Origin of the sequence: Rahnella laticis (assembly GCF_015644585.1) — a bacterium.
In the GTDB taxonomy this organism is placed as follows: Bacteria; Pseudomonadota; Gammaproteobacteria; order Enterobacterales; family Enterobacteriaceae; genus Rahnella; species Rahnella laticis.
Window position 1 is genome coordinate 149444 of the sequence record NZ_JADOBI010000007.1, and the last position, 24116, is coordinate 173559.

Genomic DNA, 24116 nt, shown 5'->3' on the forward strand with positions numbered 1-24116 from the left:
CCCGTCTTATTCACTGATAGACAATTAAGGAGATGTTAATGACATCCACCGCACAGTCTGCTTTACAGTGGCAGGCGGCTGAAACGACAGCAAAACGCATCACTGAAAAATGGAATAAACCCGGTGAACCGGGTGGCGCTATCACCCTTTTTGACAGCAAAACGCTGCGCGGTTACGCCACCGGCGGCCTGTCGAATCTGACGACCACAGAACCTTTCAGCGTTGATTCCGTCGTGCGTTATGCCTCCGTCACCAAACATATTTTTGCCACTCTCGCACTGCTTCGCAGTGATGCAGGACTTTCCCTCAGCGATACCCTCGGCCAGTATTTACCTCAGCTAAAAGCCCCGATGGCACAAGTGACGATAGGCCAGGCACTGGACATGACCGGCGGTTTGCCGGACGTGCGCGAAACCTTATCGCTGCTGGGCGTATCGGTTTATAACGTCAGCGAAGCCGGGGCAATCATGGATTTTCTGGCGCAGGACGGCGCGCTGAATTTCCCGGCGGGTACCGAGATTTCTTACAGCAACACCGGCTACCGGCTGGTTGAAGAGATCCTGAAACAAAAAGGCATTCTGTTCGAAGACCTGCTGCAAAAGCATATCGCGCAACCGCTGGACATTGCTTTCCACGCGCCGGAAACCTGGTTTGATATCGTCCACGGGCTGGTGCCCGGCTACTGGCAGGACGCGACCGGCTGGAAAACCGCCGTCGCCGGGCTGCACCTTTCCGCGTCCGGCAGCCTGACCGGCAGCGTGCGCTCGCTGACCGTCTGGCTGCAAAGCTTACTCAGCAATACCGGCCCCGGCGCAGGCGTGCTGAAAACCCTGACACAACAACGTTATCTGCACGGCGAGATTCCGTCGGCATACGGTCTGGGCACCACGTCTTCACAAATCGGTGAACATACGGTTTACGGCCACGGCGGTTCACATGCCGGCTATAAAACCTACTTCCTGTTGCATCCTGAACTGGACGTCGGCGTGGCGCTGGTTTCCAACCGCGAAGACACCACCGCGTACACTCACGCGCTGGAAGTCATGTCCGCCCTGCTCGCCGCTCCGTTACCGCCGCGCAGCAACGCACTGCCGGACGGTCTTTACGCCAGCACCGCCGAGCCGTACTGGCTGAAAGTCAGCAACGGCACCGCCAGCTATCTCGGTTCCGCCGACAACTTATATCAGGGCGCAGACGCGGAAGAAGCCATTACGCTTTCCGCTCACATGCCGATGCGTTTGCGCTGGGACGGCAAAGCGATTCAGGGTGAAATCGGCCATGCATCGCGGTATTTCACGCCCGTAGAACCCAATGATTGCCTGAAAATGGTTCAGGGGCGCTGGTACCATCCCGAATCCAAAGCCGCGTTTGATATCGAAGGCGATCAGTTCAGGATTGGGGTTGGCACTTTACGCGCCTGCGGACAACTGACGTCGCTCGGCGCGGGACGTCTGCTGGTCGAACTCCCCGACGGACCGTGGAAGAAAAACTTCTGCCTCTACTTCCAGGGTTACAGCGTCCGGCTGATTTCAAACCGCAGCCGCGTGCTGAATTTCCGCCGTGACGAATGCCGAATCAGCTGGCCGACGGCAAAATAAGCGGCCCGAATGCGCCGCTTCCACACGCGGCGCATTCAATTAGTGAACTACTTCTCCTGCACTTTGCAGTCATCACAACCCGGAATAACGACCGGTTTATTTGGCTTCTTATGTGCATTTAGCAGCAGATTCGAGATTATCGCGACTGCGGTACCGATGGTAATTCCACTGTGTAAAAACATCCCCGCAGTCGTGGGGACCTGCTGAAAAATTTGCGGAACCAGAACCGGCAGCATGCCAATACCCAGCGTTAGCGCCACCACCATCGGGTTATTGTTATTTTGATAATCCACTTTCCCCAGCGTGCGGATCCCCGAGACGGCAACCATACCAAACATCACAATTCCCGCACCGCCCAGAACCGGTTTAGGCACCGCGACCACCAGAGCAGCCAGTTTCGGAAAAAGCCCCATCACAATCAGTATGCAACCTGCCGTACCGACGATAAATCGGCTACGAACGCCGGTCATACTGACCAAACCCACGTTTTGGGCAAAGGCGGCGTAAGGGAACATGTTAAACATTCCACCGACAAACGTCGCACTGCCGCAGGCCAGCAGCCCCCGTCTGAGTGTATCCCGGTCCGCAGGACGCTCAACAATTTCCCCCATTGCCATCATAGATGACATGGTTTCAACCATGACGACAATCATCACCATTGACATCAGAACGGCAGGCATAAGGTGAAACTGTGGGCGGGCGAAAGACATGGGTGACGGAATGGCTACCCAACCGGTATCGCTGACCTGTTGCCAGTCAAAACCGTGGATCATGCTATACACGATAGTACCGAGGATTATTCCAATCAGAACGGCGATGTTTTTCCACATTCCTTTGCCGAAAATGTAGATGAACATGATGACGGCCAGAGTGAAAAGCGCCATCAGCAACGAGGGATAACTGCCGAAATCAGGCGCTGAAACGTTGCCGCCACCTATCCAGCCCCCCGCCACCGGCAAAATAGATAGCCCGATCAGCGTGACAATGGTTCCCATCACCACTTTTGGGAAAAAACGGACCAGTTTACAAACCTGTGGTGCGCATATCAGGGTGAACAAACCGGCAATAATCACCGCCCCCGAAATGCCGCCAATCCCGTATTGTTGCCCTATCAGCCCCATCGGGATCAGCGCGGCAAACGTACATCCCTGAACAATCGGCAAACGGCTGCCGATCCACTTTCCAATCCCGATTGACTGCAAAATGGTGCCACATCCGCAAATAAACAGATCAGTACTGATCAGTAAAATGATTTGCGCATTGGTAAACCCGACGGCTTTACCAATGATCAGAGGAACAGCAATCGCCCCCGCGTACATCACCAGTACGTGTTGCAACCCGTAGACCAGCATTTTTCCAAGCGGCAATACTTGATCTACCGGGTGAACGGAGCTTTTTACGCTTTCAGCGTAAGGAGGAGTAATGACAGATTCTGCGCTATCAGTTTTCACGATAAATCCTTATCCGAAGACTCATACATCCGGCTATTCAGGCAAGATTAATTCAGGCGTTCCATTCGCTGCCACAGAGCCTGCGAGACTTTACGCGCCTGCTCATAGATCGGAGCCACATCAAAGGCAAACTCGCGGTTCTCATACACAATCTTCCCGTCAACCATCACGCTATGAACGCTTTGGCTGTTCAGTCCAAAGGCGATATGCCCGCCTATATTTCCTCCTGATAATGGCGTCGGACTCTCGTAATCACAGATCGTGAGATCGGCTTTATAGCCTGCATCCACACGGCCAAAACGGGCGTTGAAATTTCGTGCCAGCAGAGTGTTTCCGTTGTACACGAATCGGATAAAACTATCCGGCCATAGCGTTCCATTAGCATCCCTGTGTTTGAAGAAGGCGAATTTGAGTTCTTCAAACATGTCGCTGCCAATGCCATCTGTCCCTAAGGCCAGATTACGGATTTGAGAAAGTTTATGGTTGTATCCCACCTGGTTATTCATATTTGAGCGGGCGTTGTGTACCAGAAAAGCGTCACGGTCATTAAGAATGGCAATATCCGCATCTGAGAGATGCAAACCATGCGCGATCAGAGTTTTGGCGTCGATCAAGTCGAAATGGTCAAGTCGTGCAATCAGATCCTGCCCGTATTTATCGTGACCGTGCGAAACATCATACCGGTCTTCCGCGGCATGGATGTGCAGCCCGCGCCCGGTGGCTTTCATGGCTTCACGCAGCATCTCCATCCCTTCATTGGTGACGGTAAAGGGAGCATGAGCGCCAATATGTGCTTCAACCAGATAGGGTTCTGTTCCAGATTTTTTCTCGCGGTCAATCAGATGAGCGAAAGCGATATTTTCCTCAACACCAGCCCATAACTCACGGCTTCCTCCATTTCGGTCCGTGGTTTCAAAGCAAGTCATTCCGCGCAGACCGGCTTTAATAAAAGTCTGCCGCAGTACGTTAAGCGAACCTTTGATGAACTGTGGAGAAGCGTGATGATCGATGACCGCTGTACAGCCATTCTTTATGGCTTCCAGCGAGCAAATGAGGCCACTGTAATATAAAGATTCTTCATCCAGTGCGCGGTCTAATTTCCACCACAGGTTTTTCAATGTTGAAATAAAATCAGGGCAAGGATCAATTTTCGCCGTAATTCCCCGTGAAAGCCCCGAATAAAAATGATTGTGAGCACAGACCAGACCAGGCATAACAATTTTGCCGTTTAAATTAATGACTTTTGCCTGCGGATAATGATCGGCAATGCCCGAACCGACCTCTTTGATGACACTCCCGTCAATGACAATATCCAGATGTTCAATGACACATGACGGATCAAATTGCACAACAGTCGCATTTTTTAGAATTTGCATTTTTATGCCTCCACCTGTCCCAATAGGTAACGATGATTTGTTGTGACCTGCGTAATAATGCGGCACAAATCTTCAAGACCTTCCGGCACTTTTTTCACCCGTCCCTGTGAGTCAAGTAAGAGTGCATAAACCTTACCGCCCTGCCGCGCGTGGATCTTTTTCCCTTCAAGATAAAAGCCAGGGTTAGTGCTGTTAACGAAATCGGCTTCCAGGCTAAAAACGGTAACTTTGTCTTTGTAAGGTTTGCCCCTCCAGGGACAGAATTGGGCACAGTTACCACATTCATTACAGCTGGCATCAAGATGCAGGGTTTGATATTTGTCTTTGAACCCGGGAACCGCGATGGAAACATTGGCGCGGTTCGGGCAAACATCTACACATTTGCTGCAGACGTAATGACATTCCAGACAGCGGGCAGCCTCCTGCATAACAAAAGCGTTCCGCTGTTTTGCATGTACAGGATTTAGCTGAATGAGTCCCTTTCGGGCGTAGATGTCCTGCTCGCTCACTTTTACCGGCAAGCCGGAGTCTGACGGCTGTACTTTTTGTTCGCGTGCCAGAATGCAATCGGTCACGCGGCGTGCATCGCCCATTGCGGCAACGATAGAAGACGGACCATGTTGCACATCGCCCATGAGGAAAACATTTTCTCGCCCGGTTTCCAGAGTCAGTTTGCTGACTTGTGGCAAACCGTCTGACTCCAGAGGCACCCCGAGCGCCGTTAGCGCGGCCATATCAGGTTGTTCCCCGATAGCCGTAATCACGCAGTCAGCATGGAGTGTAACCGTCTCACCGGTAAACTCAGGCCGGCGACGCCCTTTCTCATCAGGTTCGCCTAATGCCATAACCTGTCCGGTGAGCGTTCCGTCAGCGGCGTAATGCTCAGGGTTAACCAGCCAGCGAAATTGAACGTTATCCTTAAGAGCTTCAAGATATTCTTCGCGCCACGCGGGCATTTCTTTCATGCTGCGGCGATAAAGAATTGTCACCTGCTGCACGCCCGGAACACGCCTGGCGGCCCTTGCACAATCCATCGCGGTGTTACCCGCGCCGATAACGACCACGTTACGCCCCAGAGATAACGTTGCTTCCTGATTAAATTTGCGCAGGAAATCAAAAGATTTAAGAACGTTACCGTTGTCGCCTTTCAGGGAGAGCCCGCTGTTTTTTCCGGCGCCGATACCAATGCAAACGTACTTAAAGCCTTGCTGGTGCAGCATATTTATCGTGAGGTCATCACGGCAACCATATGCAAACTTAACACCATGCGCTGCCACAAAATCAATGTCATGCAAGATTGCTTCGGCGGGGATCCTGAAATGCGGGATAATATTTTTAACCACGCCTCCTGCATGAGGTTCACGTTCAAATAACGTGACCGCATGCCCTGCCCGTGACAAAAAATACCCTGCAGCCAGACCCGCCGGGCCTGCGCCAATCACCGCAACAGGATTTTTTTCACCGCTTCCTGCTGGTTTATGCCAGCGCTGGCTATAGCCTTCCCAGCCTTTTTCAAGCGCAATTTTTTTCATTTCCCGGATATTGAGCGCGCTGTCGTAATCGAGGCGTGTGCAATTATTCTGGCACTGGTGATCACAAATATGTCCCGTTATCGCAGGTAATGCGTTACGCCGGTAAATCAGCTCCAACGCTTCCTCATACCGGTTCTCCCCCATTAAATGAATATATCCGGGGATATCCTGCGAGATTGCGCAGGCACTCACACAAGGTGCCACGTAGCAATCTGTCTGCGGCAACGGGCCTCCGGCATCAATTTCCTCCGGCGATTTCCACTCTTTCTGGGTATAAGGCATGGACAGAGACTGCTTCGCCAGAGCTTCCAGTTTCGGCAAATCAATATCCGTCATGTTCCAGCATTCAGACTGTTCAAGAACCTGCAAACATTGGGTTTGGCGCAAATATCCGCCGGGTTTCAATAGATCTGTCGCCAGCGTGATGGGTCTGATCCCGGTGTCAAAAATCTGACGAATATTGACCTGGCTCGCTCCACCGGAGTAGGAAATAGCCAGCTTGCCATTAAAAGCCTGCGCAAGAACCAAAGCCACGTTAATAGACAACGGGAATAAAGCGCGCCCGGACATATACATCTCGCCGCCCGGCAACCGGCCCTTCGTATTCACCGTTCCCAATGTGTTGGTGAGTTTGACTCCAAAATTGAGTTTTTTCCTTGCGGCCACCGCTAAAAGGCGATGTAACATCGCTTTGGCTTCGTCCAGTTTTAAATCATGTTCGAAAGAAACCGGATCTATCTTGATATAGCCAAATCCGCACCCATCCAGAATTTCCCGTACCCGCGTATAACCCAGTAATGTCGGGTTAAGTTTTACGAAAGTATGCAGCCCCTTTTCTTCCAGCATATATTGGCAAATAGCTTCTATTTCAGTGGGCGGACAACCGTGCATTGTCGATAATGTCAGACCGCTGACCATATTTGCGGGAATGCGTTCCGTTAATAAATTCAGCCGTGCCTTCTTGCTTTCAATGTTTAATGATGAAGGAAACGCATATTGCTCAACAAATGCCTGTAATACATTACGGTAATGAGAATATTTAGGGTGATGTGATGAGTCCATCATATCATGAATAAATGACTGCATGGCGGGTTGCTGTATTCCCTTAAGATCATAGCCCACGCTCATATTGAAAATAAAGGATTTAGCCTGTGTTTCCTGACGGGGTGAAAAAATCTCTTCTAATAAATAGAGGACAAACCAGGCTTTAAGATATTCATCATGGGCTTTACTGAGCGTATATTCAGTTGACCATTCTGTGTTAAAACCTTCGTCTTCAGCATCAATACAGGGTTTCTCCAGCTCCAGCCGGTCTAAAATTTGTACGGTTTTCAATTCAATGAAGCGCCCGCCCGTAAGCCAGGCCGTCACGATGTTCTGCGCCAGCTGAGTATGCGGGCCGGCAGCCGGTCCTATGGGCGTTTCACACGTTTCATTAAATACGCGAACCAGCCGGTGGGCGTCCTGACGATAGAACTGTTTTTCCGGGATCCCAAAGATGGATTTATTTTCTTTGTATTCCTCAAAGATCCTCGACAACAGTTCGCCGAAAGGAATGGGACGCATGATGTCTCCCATAGAAGTCTCCTTACTTTCTGATATTAGTTGGATTCCACAAACGGAATAATGTAGTCATGAACAATGAGCAACATTCAGGCCAAGTTAATCACAGTAAAAGTTGTCAGTAATAATTCGTGAGGAGCCTCGTAAAATTTTAATTTACTCGGGTCATATGCCAGCGGGAATAATAGCTATTCTCAGCAAGACGATGGCACCAGACAGAGAGTATTCTCCTGCGCATTGGATTATCAATTTTGGAGCTGATATTTATCACATTGATAATTTCATGCTGAATAAATAATATTTCATGATAAAAAATGCATTTTTCGAAGGCATGAAAATTGCATCTTTCTTTACTTCAAGCCAAACACTATAAGGACAGACTATGAGTTTATTTGCTGAAGCGGCACATATGGAAAAGCAAAATATTCCTTTTGCGATGGCTGTGATCACTGAAAGTAAAGGTTCAGCACCCCGCCATGCGGGTCAGATGATGGTTTTATCTGACGGCAACATTCTCGGAACCATAGGTGGCGGCATGATGGAAAGAAAGGTTATCGAAGAAGCTTTGCTGGCGTTACAGGAGGGAAAATCACGCGTGTTTCACGGACGTATGGCGCGGCAGGGAAAAGATGCCGTTGGATCAGATTGCGGTGGCGCGATATCAGTATTTATCAGTGTTCACGGCGTCCGGCCGAAGCTGGTGTTGGTCGGCGGCGGTCATGTCAACCGGGCCATTGCACAGGTCGCGGCCAGGCTTAATTTCACCCTGCTGGTGACTGACATTCATGCTCCCAATCTGCAGCCCCGGGATTTTCCACAGGAAGCAAAACTTCTTTTAAGCTCAAGTTTTACCGACGCGTTATCGCAAATTACGTTTGATGAAAATACATACGTCGTAATTGCAACGAACAGTAATGATCTTGAGGTCATCAATATTCTGATTCACCAGCCTTTTAAATACCTTGGCTTACTGGCCAGCCGTCGTAAAGTTCACTCATTTACTCAGCAACTGGTCGCCGGAGGTACCCCTGCTGCTCTGCTTACATCACTTCATGCCCCCATCGGTTTCGACATCGGAGCGGAAACTCCGGAGGAAATTGCCATCAGCGTCATGGCCGAGATCCTCCAGGTAAAAAATAACACCAGCGGACTGCTCATGAACTGCGCCGCGCGAGGTTTCACAACGAAGCAGGTAGAGGCAGAAATACCGGCCTGAAAGGAATGCCGGAGCGAAAAATCACCTCCGGCTAAACCTGAACATATCTGTACTGCTTTAAAGCGAAATCAGGGTGCCTGTTTTACCGGCGATTCCGTCACGCGCTTTTTCAAGTAAGGTAATTAATGACATTCGACCCGGTGCTGATTCAGCAAAGGCCAGCGCGGCTTCAACTTTCGGTAACATGGAACCTTTGGCAAACTGATTATCGTTGATCAACTGCCGTGCATCTGAAGCATTTAACGTATCCAGCCAGGTTTGCTGCGGCGTGCCAAAGTGGATTGCTACTTTTTCTACCGCTGTGAGGATAATCAGCATATCCGCATCAATTTGAACAGCCAGCCTGGCACTTGCCCAGTCTTTGTCGATAACGGCACTGATGCCTTTCAGATGATGCCCTTCACGAACGACAGGGATACCCCCCCCGCCTCCGGCTATGACCACCGTCCCGGCGTCAATGAGCTGGCAGATGCTGTCTGTTTCTACAATATCCTGTGGTTTAGGTGACGCCACGACACGGCGGTAACCCCGGCCTGCGTCCTCTTTCATCACGATGCCCTGCCGCTGTAAGACCTTCGCTTCTGACTCAGTAAAAAATGAACCTATTGGCTTGGACGGGTCTGCAAATGCCGGATCATCAGGATCGACGGTAACCTGCGTAATGAGCGTCGCCACCGGTTTATTAATACCGCGTGAAAGCAGTTCTTCGCGAAGTGCATTTTGCAAATCATAACCGATATATCCCTGACTGAGCGCAACGCACACAGACATGGGCAGCAACGGCATAGTCGGATCAACTTTTGATGCCGCTTCAAACGCCAGATGTATCATGCCAACCTGCGGCCCGTTGCCGTGTGTGATAATCACCTCATGTCCTTCGGCGATCAGGTCCACCACCGCCCGCGATGTGGTTTTTACGGCCTCCATTTGTTCTGGCAGATTTTTGCCCAAGGCATTGCCTCCCAGAGCTAATACAATCCTTTTACGACGGCTCATGTTGTGCTTCCTTTTCTGCATGGTGGAATGATTGCCGGTAAATAAATTGCCCTCTTCCGGCTTGCCCGATGAATTTTCCATATTGTGCAATGACCTCGCCTCGCGACAACGTCATCACCGGTCCCCCTTTGCAAATATAGCCTTCGTAAGGGGAGTATCCGGCGTTGTCATGCATATTTTCATAACGGATGACATCGCTAAGATCCGGGTTAAATAGAACCAAATCGGCATCTGATCCTGGACGCAAACACCCTTTTTGCGGCCAAAGACCAAAAAGATGTGCCGGTTTTGCACTGGTAAGATCGACGAAACGGCTTGGAGATATTCGTCCGCTCATCACGCCTTCTGAAAACAGCAGCGTCATCCGGTTTTCAACACCGGGCAAACCGTTCGGACAACGGGAGAAATCCTGTTTACCCAACGCCACTTTTTGCTGGTATGGAAAAGTACAGTGGTCGGTTGCGACCACATCCACGGATCCCTCACCAATCCCCACCCAAAGCTTGTCCTGCTCGCCTTTTGGTCGGAGTGGCGGACTCAGAATGAATTTCAGCGCGTCCTCTCGCAGATAATATTGCTCATCAAGCAATAAATATTGCGGGCACGTTTCCGTCCAGACAGGCTGCCCGCTAGCTTTGGCCAGGCGGATGTAATCCAGCCCAAGCCCGTTAGACAGATGCACGATATACAGTGGGCAATCCCCTGCGAGCTTCGCCAGATTAATCATCCGCGCGATCGCTTCTGCCTCACATTCAAGCGGTCGACTCAGGGCGTGATAAAGCGGTGCCGTCATGCCCTGTGCTAAAAATTCAGCCCGCCGCTGGGTTATCGCTGCATCATTTTCCGGATGTACAGTCGCCAGAGCACCAACCTGGTTTAAACGACGCAAAGCTCTCAGTACTGCGCCGTCATCCAGCTTGTACTGATAAGTCAGATAGAGTTTGAAGCTGCTGATCCCTTCTTTTTCAACCATCGACTGCATTTCCTCGAGAATGCTGTCGTTTACGTGTTGAATAACGCCGTGAAAGCTATAGTCGATGACCGCCTTTCCGGCGGCATAATCGTGATAAACCTCAAGCTGATGGTGTAATGAGCATCCCGCAGGGCCGAATCCCATGTGATCGACAATAGTCGTCGTTCCTCCGCACGCCGCCGCGCGGGTGCCTGATGCAAAGTCATCGCAACTTCTGACCAGACCGACATCAATATTAAAATGCGTATGCACATCAATACCGCCGGGCATGACCAGTAGACCGCTGGCATCAATAAGATCCATATCGGGTTCGGGGTGAATGTTGATGGCTATGCGAGTGATCAGCCCATTTTCAATGAGCAGATCACTCTGGTAGCTTTTTACCTCATCAACCAGTGTTCCCCCTTTGATGAGTCGCTTCATTTCATTCCTTCAAATGCGACGGGTTAACCCCGGCAAAAAGAATTATTCACCCAGTTGTTCCAGATACATGAGTGGGATTGCGGCATACATAGCCGCACAGGTCACGAGATGTTCCTTCCAGGTTTTCTCATTTGGTGCATGAGCTTCGGGCTCTTTACCGGGGCCAAAACCAATAACAGGGATACCGTGACGACCCATGATGGAGACGCCATTTGTGGAGAATGTCCATTTATCTACCGTAGGTGCCTTACGGAACAAACCTTCATAGGCTTGCGTAAGTGTATTAACGGTGATGTGGTTCGACTCGACCTTCCAGGTCGGGAAGTAGCATTCTGTCGGGTAGACCAGGCCGGTGTAGGATGGGCGGTCATAGTGGTACATGGATACTTCAGCCTTCGCCGCTTTAACGGTTGGCAGAGCACGAATCTCTTCCAACGCCCCTTCCCAGCTTTCACCCCAGGTCAGGCGACGGTCAATTGAAACCGCACAGCTGTCAGCCACGGCGCACCGGCTGGGTGACGTGAAGAAGATTTCAGAGACAGTCAGCGTACCTTTCCCGAGGAACTCGTCATCACCAAGATTCGAGGAAAGCTTTTGCAAATCGCCAAGAATTGGCCCCATTTTGAAAATGGCGTTATCACCGCGCTCCGGTGCTGAACCATGACAACTGACACCCTGCACATCAATGCGGATTTCCATACGACCGCGCTGTCCGCGATAGATCTGGCAGTCCGTCGGCTCGGTACTGACGACAAACTCAGGGCGAATCCCGGATTGTTCAATAATGTACTGCCAGCACAGGCCATCACAGTCTTCTTCCTGAACGGTGCCGGTCACCAACAAGGTGTATTGGTCTTCCAGTTTCAAATCTTTGATGATTTTGCCCGCATACACCATAGACGCCATACCGCCTTCCTGATCTGAAGAACCGCGGCCGCCGATGATTTCATCATCTTCCATCCCCTGATAAGGGTCGAAAGTCCAATTTTTAAGATTCCCTACGCCCACAGTATCAATATCTGCATCCATCCCGATCAGATGCGGCCCGTGCCCGATGTAACCGAGGATATTTCCCATCGGGTCAATCTCAACCTTGTCGAACCCGACTTTCAGCATTTCTTCTTTAATACGCAAAACCACCCGACGTTCATCACTGCTTTCACTCGGAATAGCAATCATGTCACGCAAGAATGCAGTCATTTCCGTTTTATAATGTTTCGCTTTTTCAAAGATTTGTTCGAAAGGTACCTGCTTAGCCATGTTAACTTCTCCTAAAAAATGATTTCCCTGAAGCAACACCTTGTTGCCTGCGGTTTTACTTAATCTCGCCGGCCTGATGACGACCTTCCCACACAACCTCACGGTAATGCTTCACGTCGGTATCTCCTTCAGTGCTCAGAAGCAGAACCACCGAACTGGCGTCCAGTTTTAACTTTTGCATCAGTTTTTCGCGTTGCGGGTGATGGAGAATGGCCGCCAGAACCCCTGCGCCCACCGCACCGGACTCACCCGAAATGATGCGCGGATCGTCTCCTAAAGGATTACCAAGGACACGCATTCCCAACGCTGCGACTTTGTCTTCACAGGAAATAAACTGATGCGCGCAGTTGCGCAGTAAGGGCCAGCCGAGAGGATTGGGCTCACCGCAGGCCAACCCGGCCATGATTGTGGCCATCGCACCTCCGACATTGACAGGCTCACCGGCCACACCCGAACGGAACAGGCAGTTTGCAAGCTCAGGCTCGACCAGCACGGAGTGGAGCTTATCCGGGCCATAGGCATCCAGCAGACAACCCAGTACACCGGCAGCCATCGCACCCACGCCACACTGTAAAAAAACATGGGTAGGCGCCCCCGAACCAGCCTGTTCTATTTGCTCAATGGCCTCATCCGCCATCGTTCCGTAACCTTGCATAATCCAGGTTGGGATCTGGGTATATCCCTCCCAGGCGGTATCCTGGACAATGACCCACCCTTTTTCGGCAGCATTTTTCATGGTCAAACGCACTGTGTCGTCATAGTTCATATCTGTGACTTCGCAGACAGCGCCAAGAGATCTGATATGTTCGACCCTTTCCTGCGCAGAACCTTTTGGCATGTAAACAATGGCGTTTTGCCCCAACTGCTGCGCCGCCCAGGCAACGCCCCGGCCATGATTACCGTCGGTGGTGGTCGCAAAAGTCATTTTTTCAGCAATGCTGTTTTTGAGCTTTTCAAATGAAGTGCTGGCCAGGTTCACGTCATACTTTTCACAGAGCAAACGTACAATCGCATAAGCCCCGCCCAGCATTTTGAATGCGTTCAGACCAAAACGTTTTGATTCGTCTTTAACCAGGATATTGCGAACTCCCAGCAGCCCGGCCAGAGCGGTAAGTGAATGAAGAGGCGTAGGCGTATAACCCGCCAGCTGCGAATGAAAGGCCCGGGCTTTTTGGGACTCTTTGCGTGAGAAAACTTCTGATGTTTTACCCGTAAAGAATTGGTTATCGGCAACATCCATTTTCAACGAAAACTGAGACATAACTTACCTCGTGAAAATTTGCTGGCTGGTGCATGACCCGCCAGCAGGCTGAAACCCCGCGCTACGCGCGATGACTCAGGGTCAGATCCGCTTATTTGATTCTTTTATTCCCTTCTTTTTGAAGCTGTTCGAGTACTGCACCGGGGTTACTGAATTTGCGCGCCATGATCATCGCCGCGATGATGTATGGCTTCCAGCTGGCCTCTTTGTATGTGGCGATGCGATATTTTTCGAAAACACTTTCAGCCACTTCACCTTCTTTGCAGGAAACACCGGAAATATCCGCCGGCAGGCAATGCATATACAATGCATCGCCACCTTTGGTTTTCTTCATCATCGCTTCATCGCAATGCCAGTTCTTATGTTTGGCGTTTTGCGCAAGACACTCTTTCTCCAGGGATTTCAGGCCATCATGGTCTTCAGCACGCAGCAGTTCAGTACGTTTTTCCATCACTTTGTAAGGCGCCCATGACTTCGGATAGACGATATCTGCACCCTCAAAAGCTTCTTCCATAGACGTCACTTGAGTGAAACTGCCGCCAGAGGCACGTGCATTTTCACGGGCAATTTTCACGACATCAGGGATCAGGTCATAACCTTCCGGATGCGCCAGCGTCACGTCCATTCCAAAGCGGGTCATCAGACCGATGATCCCCTGTGGTACCGAAAGAGGTTTGCCGTAACTCGGTGAATAAGCCCAGGTCATGGCTATTTTTTTACCTTTGAGTTTATCCAGCCCGCCGAAATGCTCTTCAAGCCATGCCAGATCTGCCATGGCTTGTGTAGGATGGTCGATATCACATTGCAGATTGATAAGTGCCGGCCGTTGCGGTAGCACGCCTTGCTCAAAACCTTCGTCAAGTGCTGCGCCCACCTCACACATGTAGGTATGGCCGGAGCCCAGGAACATGTCATCACGAATACCAATGGCATCGGCACAGAATGAAATCATGTTGGCGGTTTCCCGAACCGTTTCACCGTGCGCTATCTGAGATTTTCCCTCGTCAAGATCCTGCTGAGCCAGCCCCAGCAAATTCAAAGCCGATGCATATGAAAAACGGGTTCTTGTGGAGTTATCGCGAAATACGGATATCCCCAAACCACTGCCAAACACTTTGGTGGCGATATTTTCACCACGCAGACATTTCAGGACCCCCGCAATATCCAGAACCTGCTGTAATTCGTCCCGGCTCTGCTCCCACGTCAATAGAAAATCTTTGCGATGCAAGTCCGACTTCAATCCCTTAATACTTTTTATCAACTCGTCTGTTGTTTTCATCTTTCATTCCTTCGGTTTAGCTGAGGGGGCGCTGTGTTATTTCGATTTAACACATCTCGTCAGAATGTAGATTCAATATGCATGCCATCTTTAACTTTATTGCCTGAATCAACCGTTTTGGCGCAGCGAGTTTGCGAGATACTTCGCAAAATTAGCGGTGTAATGTTCGGAATGTGAATAAAAACCCGGGCGCCGTGTTTAAATAACATCGAAGAAAAATGAGAAGTGGAAATAAAATGAATAAAACAGTTATGTTTTTGTGATTCCACACCAGTTTGATAGTTATCTCTTCTCACACTCTCAATATGATAATTTTGAAAACTGGCGAAAATGATTTAAGAGAAGTGATAACTGTTCATGCGTCATTCGTATCTTATTTTGAAAGGAATTCATCTATGCAGCGATCCCGGTCCAAATCAGTGCTCATGAAGATCCAGCCCATCATTTTGAAGTTTACAAAAATGCTTTCCAGCGTTTTGCACCTGGAGGTGGAAATTGTTGATGCCAGCCTGATCAGGGTCGCCGGTACCGGCCCTTATGAACACAGCCTGGGTGAATGCCTGACATCCAATACACACCTTCTTCGTTATGTCATTGATAATAAAAAAGAGAAAATGGTAATCCAGTCCCACAGTGATCCCTTATGCCAGAATTGTGACTCACGTGGAACCTGTACGGAAAAGGCCTTTCTGGGCGTTCCGATTATCATTGGCGAAGAATGTATTGGCGTCATCAGTCTGCTGGCCGTTAATTTTGAACAACAGAAGGTCATCAAACAAAACGTTCAAATGCTTTGTGATTATATTCGTCATATTTCAGCATTATTTGTCTCTAAAATAATTGAAACATCAGATAAGGAAATTGCGTCCAATCCGGCGCTCAACAGCTTGATTAAAAATATGGATCAGGGAGTGCTGATGCTGAATAAAGATGACACGATCGCATTAAGTAATCGCGCGGCCCAGAGGTTACTGGGGCTGACAGAGGCGGATATATCGGCATTGCAGGTGACGCTGTCGTCGCTCACTCCGAAAGATAATGTTGAATGTGGCTTCAAACAATATTTAATAAAGTTCAAAGAACAGCAAATTCTTATCACCGGGCAACTTCACCCTATTCAGGATCTTCGCTTGTTTTTAATGGCATTCCATCAGTCTCACAGCAATATTGCGGAACCTCAGTCTTTTGATTCACCGGATATTCATCAGCTCATCGGCAATTCCAAACCCATGCATACTCTCAAGCAACTCATCACTCGTATTGCGCCCGGAAATTCAAGCGTGCTAATCAGCGGCGAAAGCGGCACAGGGAAAGAGGTCGTTGCACGGGCGATTCACCGGTTGAGTAAACGGTGCAATCAGTCATTTATTGCCATTAACTGCGCTGCAATACCTGAGCAACTTCTGGAGAGTGAGCTGTTCGGTTATATCAAAGGGGCATTTACCGGGGCGTCAGCTCAGGGGAAAATCGGTTTATTGCAAGCCGCGAACGGTGGGACCTTATTTCTCGATGAAATTGGCGATATGCCCATGATGTTGCAGGCAAAGTTACTGCGAGTTATCGAGTCACGAGAGGTCATGCCAATTGGTGCGAATAAGCCTCAGCCGTTGGATATCCGCATTATCTCCGCTACGCATCAGAATTTGCAGAATTACATTGCTCAGGGAAATTTCCGTGAAGACCTTTATTATCGTCTGAATGTTATTCCCCTTATGCTCGCCCCCCTGCGTGAGCGAAAAAGCGACATTGAATTGCTCATGCATTTCTTCCTTAATTTACACAGCCAGCGCATGGAAAACTGCTATCCGGGAATGACACAAGAGGTCATCGCAATACTTAACAACTACCAGTGGCCAGGCAACGTTCGTGAGCTGGGAAATCTGATGGAATATCTTGTGAATATCGTCCCCAGCGGTGAAGTGATTGAACGCGATTTGTTACCCCCGCATTTGTGTGCCCGTAAGGATCTGCCCTCAGGGGAAAGAGCCCCCACCGCCACGGCGGCACAACCGGAACCCGCAGGGAAAAGTAATATTGAAATCATGGAAAAGCAGCTTATTGAAGAGGCTGTACTCCGGCTCGGCAATAAGAAACTGGCAGCTGAAGAACTGGGAATTGGCGTGGCCACTATTTATCGTAAAATCAAAAAATACGAATTGCACAGCGGGTAAATGCCTTCAGAGATGCACCGGAATTTTCTCCGGCTGGGTAATTCTGCTGTAGTCTTCCGGCGTATCAACATCCCAGTGAATAGCTGGCTCACTCAGTTCCAGAAAACGATGGTCACTGAGCTGGATCAGCGATTTCAGGGAGTACCCTGAACCGGCATTTTTCACCTGATTAATCAGGTTGGCCGTCGTCAGAATAGGATGTCCCTTTCCTTGCAGGCAACGAGGAATGAGTGTGAATTCCCCACGTTCCTGCCATAACGCAGAATAAACCCACGACGGTATGCATGGCATATCCCCCAACGCAATGAATGTATGCTCGCCTTTAACGTGGTGCGCACCAGCCTGTATAGAAGAAAACATGCCTTCCTGATAATCCTCGTTGTTCACCAGACAAATGCGAGGATCACTTTGATATCGGGCTTTCAGTTCAGCGCCCCGGTAACCAGTACAATACGGTCACAAAAGCCAAGCGCATTTTCAATCGAGGTGTCCAGAAGAGTGCCTTCACCGAAAGGAAGCATCATTTTCCATGTCCCCATACGTGATGAAATTCCCGCCGCTAACATCAGACAATCAATATGCTGCATGATTTTTTCCTTCGTTCCTTTGGAAAAACAGAACCGGCATTTAGCCGGTTCTGTGGGGTTTTAACGCGCTTTCAGCACCGCTTTAATAGAAGTAATAATGGGCTGATAGCCGGTGCATCGGCACAGATTCCCTTCCAGTGCTTCGTTAATTTCATCATCCGTGGGGTCTGGGCAAACATCCAACAAAGCTTTGGTACTGAGCAAAACGCCTGGCGTACAAAAACCGCACTGCACCCCGCCATGTTGCACAAAAGCGTTTTGCAGTTTTTTGCCCACCGGGTCACGGTGTAACGCTTCAATAGTTGTCACTTCAGCGCCTTCGCATTGCGCGGCGAGGATCAGGCAGGAACAAACAGATTTGCTGTCGAGAATGATCGTACAGGCACCGCATTCCCCCACAGCGCACCCTTCTTTTGTCCCCGTGAGATTAAGATCTTCGCGCAGAAAATCGAGCAGACGGCGGTTACTGTCAACATCAGCCTGAACGTTAATTCCGTTTACTTTCAAATTCAGAATGGTCATTTTCCTGCTCCCTCGTGATTAGCATGACGAACGTCATTCATCATCTGCCTGAACATATTCAAAAATACGGGCATTTTGTACGCGGCTGACCAGCGGCCACCAATGGCTTTCTCCATTTTCTCCATCAGAACGTCTTCTGCTTTCGCCAGTGTATTTTCATCCAGCTTGTGCCCGAGCAATACCTCTTCTACTTCAGGCAGGCGCTGAGGTTTACTGAATAATGCCCCATCAACCAGGCGGCAAAAATGCACCTCTCCGCCAGCATTGAGAGCAATCTGGCACGTCAGGCTCTGACGCGTAATATTGAGCGCATTCCGGCGTCCGAGCTGGCTGTAATAGTTTTCCAGCTTGAGTTCAGAAGGCACTGGCAGGATCAGTTTCACCATCAGCTCACCTTCTGTCAGTTGGGTTTTATATCCGGCAGTAATGAATTCGCTAAGCGGAAGACGCCTTTCACCGCGCTGGCTGACCAGGACAACATCAGCGTCATATATAATCAGAGGAGGAACGGAATCAGCACAAGGAGCCGCATTGATAATATTGCCTCCGAGTGTCGCGCGATTTCTTAATTGCAGTGAACCAATGGTTTTACAGGCCGTAACCAACAGCGGGTAAGCGTGTTTTATCTGAGGATGAACGACCAGGTCGCTAAAGCAAACGCCAGCTCCCAGATGCATACCGTCTTCATGCAACTCTATTCCCTTCAGCGCACTGAGCCTGGAAATATCAACCAGCGTTTGCGCAGAGGTTTTCATTCTGGCCTGAACCAGCACGTCAGTTCCGCCAGCTATAGCCAGACTGCCGGGCTGCGCGAGCATCTCCAATGCTTCAGGCAGGGTATCCGGTGTATTTACGGTTAACGTGTTGAGCCGCAAAACATGTTTATGCCCGGTATCCGCCGACAGCGCTTCACTTTGCCGCAACGGTTTTTTCAGGTTATAGCCCAGTTTGACTTGTTCGAGCGTAAGCGGAATGCGGGTATTGTGGCAACCGAGCGCAAAATTCAACGCATTGTTAGAGGCGGCAGCAGCCAGTTCCAGCACGGGTTCCCCGATGACTTTGGCACCATACGGGCCGCTGATGTCATGATTTTCCACCGCGATAATATCAATGGCTGGCATATCACGAATGGTTGGGATCAGGTAAGTATCGAAGTTTTCGGATTTAACACGCCCGTGTTCGATATTGAAATCTTCCAGCAACGCGTACCCCAGGCCTTGCATAACGCCACCGTAAACCTGTCCTTCAAAGCCTACTTTATTAATAACCTTACCTACGTCATGCGCTGCAGTAACGCGATTTACAGTGATTTTCCCGGTGTTGGTATCGACCTGTAGCTCCACCACCTGACAACCATAAACCCAGGTGAAATACGGGCTTCCCGTCCCTTTTTCTTCATCCCAATGTATAGGCGGTGCGACATGCCAGCCGTAGTCTGAAAGATTTCCGCCCGCATTATGGGTCATTGTCACCGCCTCTTTCAGACTGATGCTAAGCTGCGGCTGATTTCGGTTTATGATGATACCGTCGCGCCATACAGTTTCATTAAGATCAAGGGTATGCAGCCGGTCGGTGATGGCGTCGAGCATGCGCTGACGAATTTTTGTTGCTGCGTTCAACACTGCCTGACCTCCCATCAGCGTACCCCGGGAAGAGACGGTCGATCCCCCGTCGGCAATCATTGAAGAAGCAGGTTCATTAAACGTTATAGCAGCAAGAGGCGCGCCAAAAGCTTCCGCCACAATTAACGACATGCTGGTCTGCAAACCCTGGCCGTTTTCTGATACTGACGTCGACAGATTGATACTGGCATCTGAGTTCACCTGAATCAGCGCCGAGGAAGCATCCATGCCTTCAGCGCCAAGCGAACATCCCCGATGACTCACCGCTAATCCGATCCCATAACGGACCGGCCCCCCCGCCTCATTCAGCTTCTGGAAATGGGCGCGTTTTGCTTCAAATTCAGCCCTGGTACTGGCTTTTAGCAACACTTCTTCTGCAGAGACAATGTGTTTGTCAAAGACCTGCCCGGCCATGCTGGTGTCACCCTGCCGGAGAATATTGCGCTGGCGGGTTTCAATCGGGCTGATTTTGAAATGACGGGCAACTTCATCCATCAGTGATTCATTGGCGAAGATCACCTGAGGCGCGCCGAAGCCGCGAAATGCTGATGTGTAGCTGTTATTGGTAGCAATTGCCGCGATATCGATGCGTACATTCGGGATGTTATACGGACCTGCAGCTTGCACTACGCTGCGCCAGGTCACGAAGGGTGACGATGCTCCATACCCCCCGCTGTCAGCCATAATGTCGATTTTTACCGCCTGGATCCGTGCGTTATCATCCAGACCGATTTTGTATTTCATGCGGTATGGATGGCGTTTACAACTCTCACGTATCGACTGTTCACGGTTATAGGTAAATTTCACCGGTTTACCCGTCAGTAAAGCCAGTAAACCTGCACGGCATGAAAGGTGGTCAATCACATCATCTTTACCGCCAAAAGAACCGCCCAAAACGCAGCGTTTCACATTGACTCTGGACTGTGGCAACCCTAAGAAGGCAGCCACAAAACCCCGTACCCGGTGTGCGTTTTGTATCGTTCCCTGAATGGTGATGCCCGGCTCACTTGGATCGGGATAAACAATGACGGATTCCGGTTCAATGTAAGCGTGTTCCTGGTAGCCCACTTCATACTCTTGCTCAAAAATATGCATAGAGTGAGCAAAACCCGTTTCAATATCCCCTTTGGCAGTGTGATGTCTGCAAACCACATTGCTTTCAGTTTCGCTGTGAACCAGACGGGCCTCAGGCTTTGCCGCTTCAGCCATATCAGTCAGCGGTTCATAGGCCTGATATTCAACAATAATACTTTCAGAGGCCTGACACGCCGCCTCATAAGTCGTTGCAGCGATCACGGCAATGACATCACCGTGAAAAAAAACCTCATCATTGACGATGGGCAGATAATCCTGAATCACAATGCCAATTTTCTGTACACCGGGAATGTCTTTATAGGTGGCGATTTTCACGACCCCAGGCACTTTTTCTGCCTGTGTCAGATCCAGACGTAAAATTTTTCCTGCCGGTATATCCGCGTAGCGACACACGCCATACAACATGTTTTTCATCTTTATATCGTCGCCATAAATCGCAGAGCCGGTTACTTTTGCATGTCCGTCTACGCGAGGAACTGAGGTTCCTACCGTGATTGTATCCATTTTATTCTCCGTTAAGGAATGCAGAAAAATGGCTTCCCGCATTGAGGCAAAGTGCATGTTGAAAATCATATCCCTGTATTTGTAATGGATATGTGCAATGGATATGCCATACATGCCACTTTCTTGCCGATCCCCCCTCCGGAGAATCCAATCTGTGATCCTCTTCCAGAAATTGCCGTTTTTAATCCGTCTTTCCGCCAGCCTCCTCATGCGCATGATTATCAGGTTGATAACTCATGACGTCAGAATGAGAAAGATTTGAATGTGTCAGAAAAATAAAAATGATTAGCTGAAAGGTTTACAGCCCCATAACGTGATCTGCCGCCCAAATATGATGGCCAGTTGCTCATATTCTTCAAAACAGTCAAGGATGTGCACACCAATTGCATTGAACTGATCACCGAGAGGTCTGACAGAGAAGAGAAAATGAATCAATTTGTTCTTGCCGATCCGCATGATTGTATCGGTTGCCGGGCCTGTGAAGTGGCCTGCGTTTTATCGCACAATGCACAACGTTACCCGTCAAAAGATGCATTTTTACCGCGTATTCACGTCATGCAAAATGACACGTTCAGCAATGCTGTGCTGTGCCGCCACTGTGAAGAAGCCCCGTGCGTTAGCGTCTGTCCGACGCAGGCGATGGTTTACCGCGACAACGGCGTTCAGTTACTGGCAGAAAAATGTATCGGCTGTAAAACCTGCGTGATTGCCTGCCCGTTTGGTGCGCTGGATATTATCGGGTTTTCCGAAAATCCTGTTACGCCACAGGCAACCGTACAAAAATGCGATCTTTGCGCCGGAGACAGCGCCGGTCAGGCCTGCGTGAATGCATGTCCGACGCAGGCGTTGCATCTGGTGACCGGGCAATCGTTGCGGCAAAAACGCGCCAGTAAACAGCGGCTTTCCGCACTGGCGGAAAACAGTCACCGGCCAGCCGCACGCGCACGCGCGACAGAAACCGTGTTCGCCGGTGCGCTGAACCCGCCGCGTCTGGACGCCATCCGTATTGAGCTGAATGAGCGTAAAAACACGTTCAACGAGATCTACCGCCGCTTTACGTCTGAACAGGCGCAGGAACAATCCGGGCGCTGCATTCAGTGCAGCGACCACCCTTTCTGCGCCTGGACCTGCCCGCTGCATAACGACATTCCCGGCCTGATGTCTCTGGTCAAAGAGGGCAAAATCCTCGAAGCCGCCGAACTTTCTCACCGCACCAGCAGCCTGCCGGAAATCTGCGGGCGCGTCTGCCCGCAGGACCGGTTGTGCGAAGGTTCCTGTACGTTGAAAAAACCGGGATCAGCGAGCATCGGGAATATCGAGCGTTTCATCACCGACACCGCGCTGGCGATGGGCTGGAAACCAGACTTGTCTGCCGTGAAACAACGCGATTACCGCGTCGCGATTGTCGGCGCAGGGCCTGCGGGACTGGGATGCGCGGACATCCTGGCGCGCAACGGCGTCAGCGCAGTAGTGTTTGACCGCCATCCGGAAATTGGCGGGTTGCTGACGTTTGGCATTCCGGCGTTCAAGCTCGATAAGCAAGTGCTGGCGAAGCGTCGGGAGATTTTCACTGACATGGGCATAGAGTTTCGTCTGAACAGTGAAATCGGCACGGATACCGGCATTGCGGATTTACTCGAAGAATTTGACGCTGTTTTCCTCGGCGTCGGGACATATCAGTCGATGAAAGCCGGACTTGAGCACGAAGACGCACCGGGCGTGTTCAGCGCCCTGCCGTTTTTGATTGCCAATGCCAAACATCTGATGCACTTGCCGGAACTGCCGCACGAGCCGTACATCAGCATGAAGGGACAGCGCGTGGTGGTTCTGGGCGGCGGCGATACGGCGATGGATTGCCTGCGGACATCATTAAGACAGGACGCTGCCAGCGTGATTTGTGCGTACCGCCGCGACGAAAAAAACATGCCCGGCTCAAAAAAAGAGGTGAAAAATGCCCGTGAGGAAGGCGCGGAATTCCAGTTCAACGTTCAGCCGGTCAGTATCGAACTGAATTCACAGGGCCGGGTTTGCGGGATCCGCCTGTTACGTACCGCGCCCGGCGCGCCAGACGCCAGCGGACGACGACGCCCTGAACCGATCCCCGGTTCTGAATTTTTGCTCGAGGCTGATGCCATTATTATGGCGTTCGGATTCCAGCCCCACGCCATGCCGTGGCTGAACGAACCGGGCGTTGAGCGTGATTCGGCCGGGCGTCTGGTTACGTCGCACGCGGGAGCTTACCCGTACCAGACCCGCCATCCGCAGATTTTTGCCGGAGGTGATGCGGTACGCGGCGCGGATCTGGTGGTGACCGCAATGGACGACGGGCGTCAGGCGGCAAGCAGCATTATCGCCTGGCTGGAAAGCCGCGATCGCGCCGTTGCGGGGCTCTCACAGGAAGGCAGCCCACGCCCCCTGACGCACTGAAATCCCGCACCTGTGCCTTAACAAAAAACCTCTTTAACGGGAGGTTTTTTGTTAATTGGATCACACTTTGTTAATACAAACGGATCATCTGGTACATAACCGCACAAAATGCTCAACCCTTATTCTGCAAGGCTTGCAAGCTCGATTTGGTGGAAATACCCCCACAAACCCCTTGTAAGAATTAGTTGCCAGCCGCAACTGTCACTTCTGCTATTTTGTTAATTGAATTAACATCCACGAAACAAAAAGCAATAACACTT

At 50.4% G+C, this 24116-nt stretch carries 16 protein-coding genes; 4 read left to right on the top strand and 12 right to left on the bottom strand.

Annotation, left to right across the window (positions count from 1 at the left end; all coding sequences use genetic code 11):
• The first annotated feature begins 38 nt into the window (after positions 1-38).
• Complete coding sequence (locus IV433_RS16810; RefSeq protein WP_195815084.1) at positions 39-1598, top strand: serine hydrolase domain-containing protein; 1560 nt, start codon at positions 39-41, stop codon at positions 1596-1598.
• Between the two features lie 47 nt (positions 1599-1645).
• On the opposite strand, the gene IV433_RS16815 is transcribed toward IV433_RS16810, so the two are convergent.
• The 3 genes from IV433_RS16815 to ygfK are packed head-to-tail and all read right to left on the bottom strand — an operon-like array spanning position 1646 to position 7535.
• A complete protein-coding gene (locus IV433_RS16815) occupies positions 1646-3049 on the bottom strand; it encodes a nucleobase:cation symporter-2 family protein (protein ID WP_370530266.1) in 1404 nt (467 codons plus the stop codon).
• 47 nt (positions 3050-3096) lie between these two features.
• Positions 3097-4425 (bottom strand): putative aminohydrolase SsnA, encoded by a 1329-nt coding sequence (gene ssnA / locus IV433_RS16820; protein ID WP_195815083.1) that lies wholly within the window; start codon positions 4423-4425, stop codon positions 3097-3099.
• 2 nt (positions 4426-4427) lie between these two features.
• Positions 4428-7535: a putative selenate reductase subunit YgfK gene (ygfK, locus tag IV433_RS16825; protein WP_195815082.1), complete on the bottom strand. Its 3108-nt coding sequence runs from the start codon at positions 7533-7535 to the stop codon at positions 4428-4430.
• A gap of 367 nt (positions 7536-7902) precedes the next feature.
• On the opposite strand from ygfK, the gene IV433_RS16830 reads away from it, so the two are divergent.
• Positions 7903-8736 carry an XdhC family protein gene (locus IV433_RS16830; RefSeq protein WP_195815081.1) on the top strand — a complete coding sequence of 278 codons (834 nt, stop codon included), beginning with the start codon at positions 7903-7905 and terminating at the stop codon, positions 8734-8736.
• A 57-nt stretch (positions 8737-8793) separates the two neighbouring features.
• Here the strand turns inward: IV433_RS16830 and arcC are convergent, their stop codons facing one another.
• The 5 genes from arcC to ygeW all read right to left on the bottom strand — a co-directional run bounded on the left by arcC (position 8794) and on the right by ygeW (position 14928).
• A complete protein-coding gene (gene arcC / locus IV433_RS16835) occupies positions 8794-9732 on the bottom strand; it encodes a carbamate kinase (protein WP_195815080.1) in 939 nt (312 codons plus the stop codon).
• Positions 9719-11128, bottom strand: a complete 1410-nt coding sequence (hydA, locus tag IV433_RS16840; RefSeq protein WP_195815079.1) for a dihydropyrimidinase — start codon at positions 11126-11128, stop codon at positions 9719-9721. The genes arcC and hydA overlap by 14 nt, the downstream gene beginning before the upstream one ends.
• Before the next feature lie 42 nt (positions 11129-11170).
• On the bottom strand, positions 11171-12388 hold the full coding sequence (locus IV433_RS16845; RefSeq protein ID WP_195815078.1) for a YgeY family selenium metabolism-linked hydrolase: 1218 nt from the start codon (positions 12386-12388) through the stop codon (positions 11171-11173).
• A 55-nt stretch (positions 12389-12443) separates the two neighbouring features.
• Positions 12444-13649: a diaminopropionate ammonia-lyase gene (dpaL, locus tag IV433_RS16850; RefSeq protein WP_195815077.1), complete on the bottom strand. Its 1206-nt coding sequence runs from the start codon at positions 13647-13649 to the stop codon at positions 12444-12446.
• 91 nt (positions 13650-13740) lie between these two features.
• Positions 13741-14928 carry a knotted carbamoyltransferase YgeW gene (gene ygeW, locus IV433_RS16855; protein ID WP_195815076.1) on the bottom strand — a complete coding sequence of 396 codons (1188 nt, stop codon included), beginning with the start codon at positions 14926-14928 and terminating at the stop codon, positions 13741-13743.
• A gap of 395 nt (positions 14929-15323) precedes the next feature.
• Between ygeW and IV433_RS16860 the strand changes: the two genes are divergently transcribed.
• Positions 15324-17099 carry a sigma 54-interacting transcriptional regulator gene (locus IV433_RS16860; RefSeq protein ID WP_195815075.1) on the top strand — a complete coding sequence of 592 codons (1776 nt, stop codon included), beginning with the start codon at positions 15324-15326 and terminating at the stop codon, positions 17097-17099.
• Between the two features lie 6 nt (positions 17100-17105).
• Here IV433_RS16860 and IV433_RS16865 read toward each other — a convergent pair whose 3' ends face one another.
• From IV433_RS16865 to IV433_RS16875, 4 genes are all read right to left on the bottom strand, one after another.
• A complete protein-coding gene (locus IV433_RS16865; protein WP_255534079.1) occupies positions 17106-17459 on the bottom strand; it encodes an NTP transferase domain-containing protein in 354 nt (117 codons plus the stop codon).
• A 62-nt stretch (positions 17460-17521) separates the two neighbouring features.
• Complete coding sequence (locus IV433_RS26305) at positions 17522-17686, bottom strand: NTP transferase domain-containing protein (protein ID WP_255534078.1); 165 nt, start codon at positions 17684-17686, stop codon at positions 17522-17524.
• 60 nt (positions 17687-17746) lie between these two features.
• The gene (locus tag IV433_RS16870) at positions 17747-18208 is read right to left on the bottom strand and encodes a (2Fe-2S)-binding protein (protein WP_195815074.1); all 462 of its coding nucleotides are present in this window, start codon (positions 18206-18208) and stop codon (positions 17747-17749) included.
• Complete coding sequence (locus tag IV433_RS16875) at positions 18205-21429, bottom strand: molybdopterin cofactor-binding domain-containing protein (RefSeq protein WP_195815073.1); 3225 nt, start codon at positions 21427-21429, stop codon at positions 18205-18207. The genes IV433_RS16870 and IV433_RS16875 overlap by 4 nt, the downstream gene beginning before the upstream one ends.
• 426 nt (positions 21430-21855) lie before the next feature.
• Between IV433_RS16875 and aegA the strand changes: the two genes are divergently transcribed.
• The gene (aegA, locus tag IV433_RS16880; RefSeq protein WP_195815072.1) at positions 21856-23856 is read left to right on the top strand and encodes a formate-dependent uric acid utilization protein AegA; all 2001 of its coding nucleotides are present in this window, start codon (positions 21856-21858) and stop codon (positions 23854-23856) included.
• Positions 23857-24116: the final 260 nt, after the last annotated feature.

Excerpts from the sequence above, each read along its gene's own strand:
- IV433_RS16810 (WP_195815084.1), top strand. The coding sequence starts at position 39 with ATGACATCCACCGCACAGTCTGCTTTACAGTGGCAGGCGGCTGAAACG.
- ssnA (WP_195815083.1), bottom strand. The coding sequence starts at position 4,425 with ATGCAAATTCTAAAAAATGCGACTGTTGTGCAATTTGATCCGTCATGT.
- ygfK (WP_195815082.1), bottom strand. The coding sequence starts at position 7,535 with ATGGGAGACATCATGCGTCCCATTCCTTTCGGCGAACTGTTGTCGAGG.
- IV433_RS16830 (WP_195815081.1), top strand. The coding sequence starts at position 7,903 with ATGAGTTTATTTGCTGAAGCGGCACATATGGAAAAGCAAAATATTCCT.
- arcC (WP_195815080.1), bottom strand. The coding sequence starts at position 9,732 with ATGAGCCGTCGTAAAAGGATTGTATTAGCTCTGGGAGGCAATGCCTTG.
- hydA (WP_195815079.1), bottom strand. The coding sequence starts at position 11,128 with ATGAAGCGACTCATCAAAGGGGGAACACTGGTTGATGAGGTAAAAAGC.
- IV433_RS16845 (WP_195815078.1), bottom strand. The coding sequence starts at position 12,388 with ATGGCTAAGCAGGTACCTTTCGAACAAATCTTTGAAAAAGCGAAACAT.
- dpaL (WP_195815077.1), bottom strand. The coding sequence starts at position 13,649 with ATGTCTCAGTTTTCGTTGAAAATGGATGTTGCCGATAACCAATTCTTT.
- ygeW (WP_195815076.1), bottom strand. The coding sequence starts at position 14,928 with ATGAAAACAACAGACGAGTTGATAAAAAGTATTAAGGGATTGAAGTCG.
- IV433_RS16860 (WP_195815075.1), top strand. The coding sequence starts at position 15,324 with ATGCAGCGATCCCGGTCCAAATCAGTGCTCATGAAGATCCAGCCCATC.
- IV433_RS16865 (WP_255534079.1), bottom strand. The coding sequence starts at position 17,459 with ATGTTTTCTTCTATACAGGCTGGTGCGCACCACGTTAAAGGCGAGCAT.
- IV433_RS26305 (WP_255534078.1), bottom strand. The coding sequence starts at position 17,686 with ATGCAGCATATTGATTGTCTGATGTTAGCGGCGGGAATTTCATCACGT.
- IV433_RS16870 (WP_195815074.1), bottom strand. The coding sequence starts at position 18,208 with ATGACCATTCTGAATTTGAAAGTAAACGGAATTAACGTTCAGGCTGAT.
- IV433_RS16875 (WP_195815073.1), bottom strand. The coding sequence starts at position 21,429 with ATGGATACAATCACGGTAGGAACCTCAGTTCCTCGCGTAGACGGACAT.
- aegA (WP_195815072.1), top strand. The coding sequence starts at position 21,856 with ATGAATCAATTTGTTCTTGCCGATCCGCATGATTGTATCGGTTGCCGG.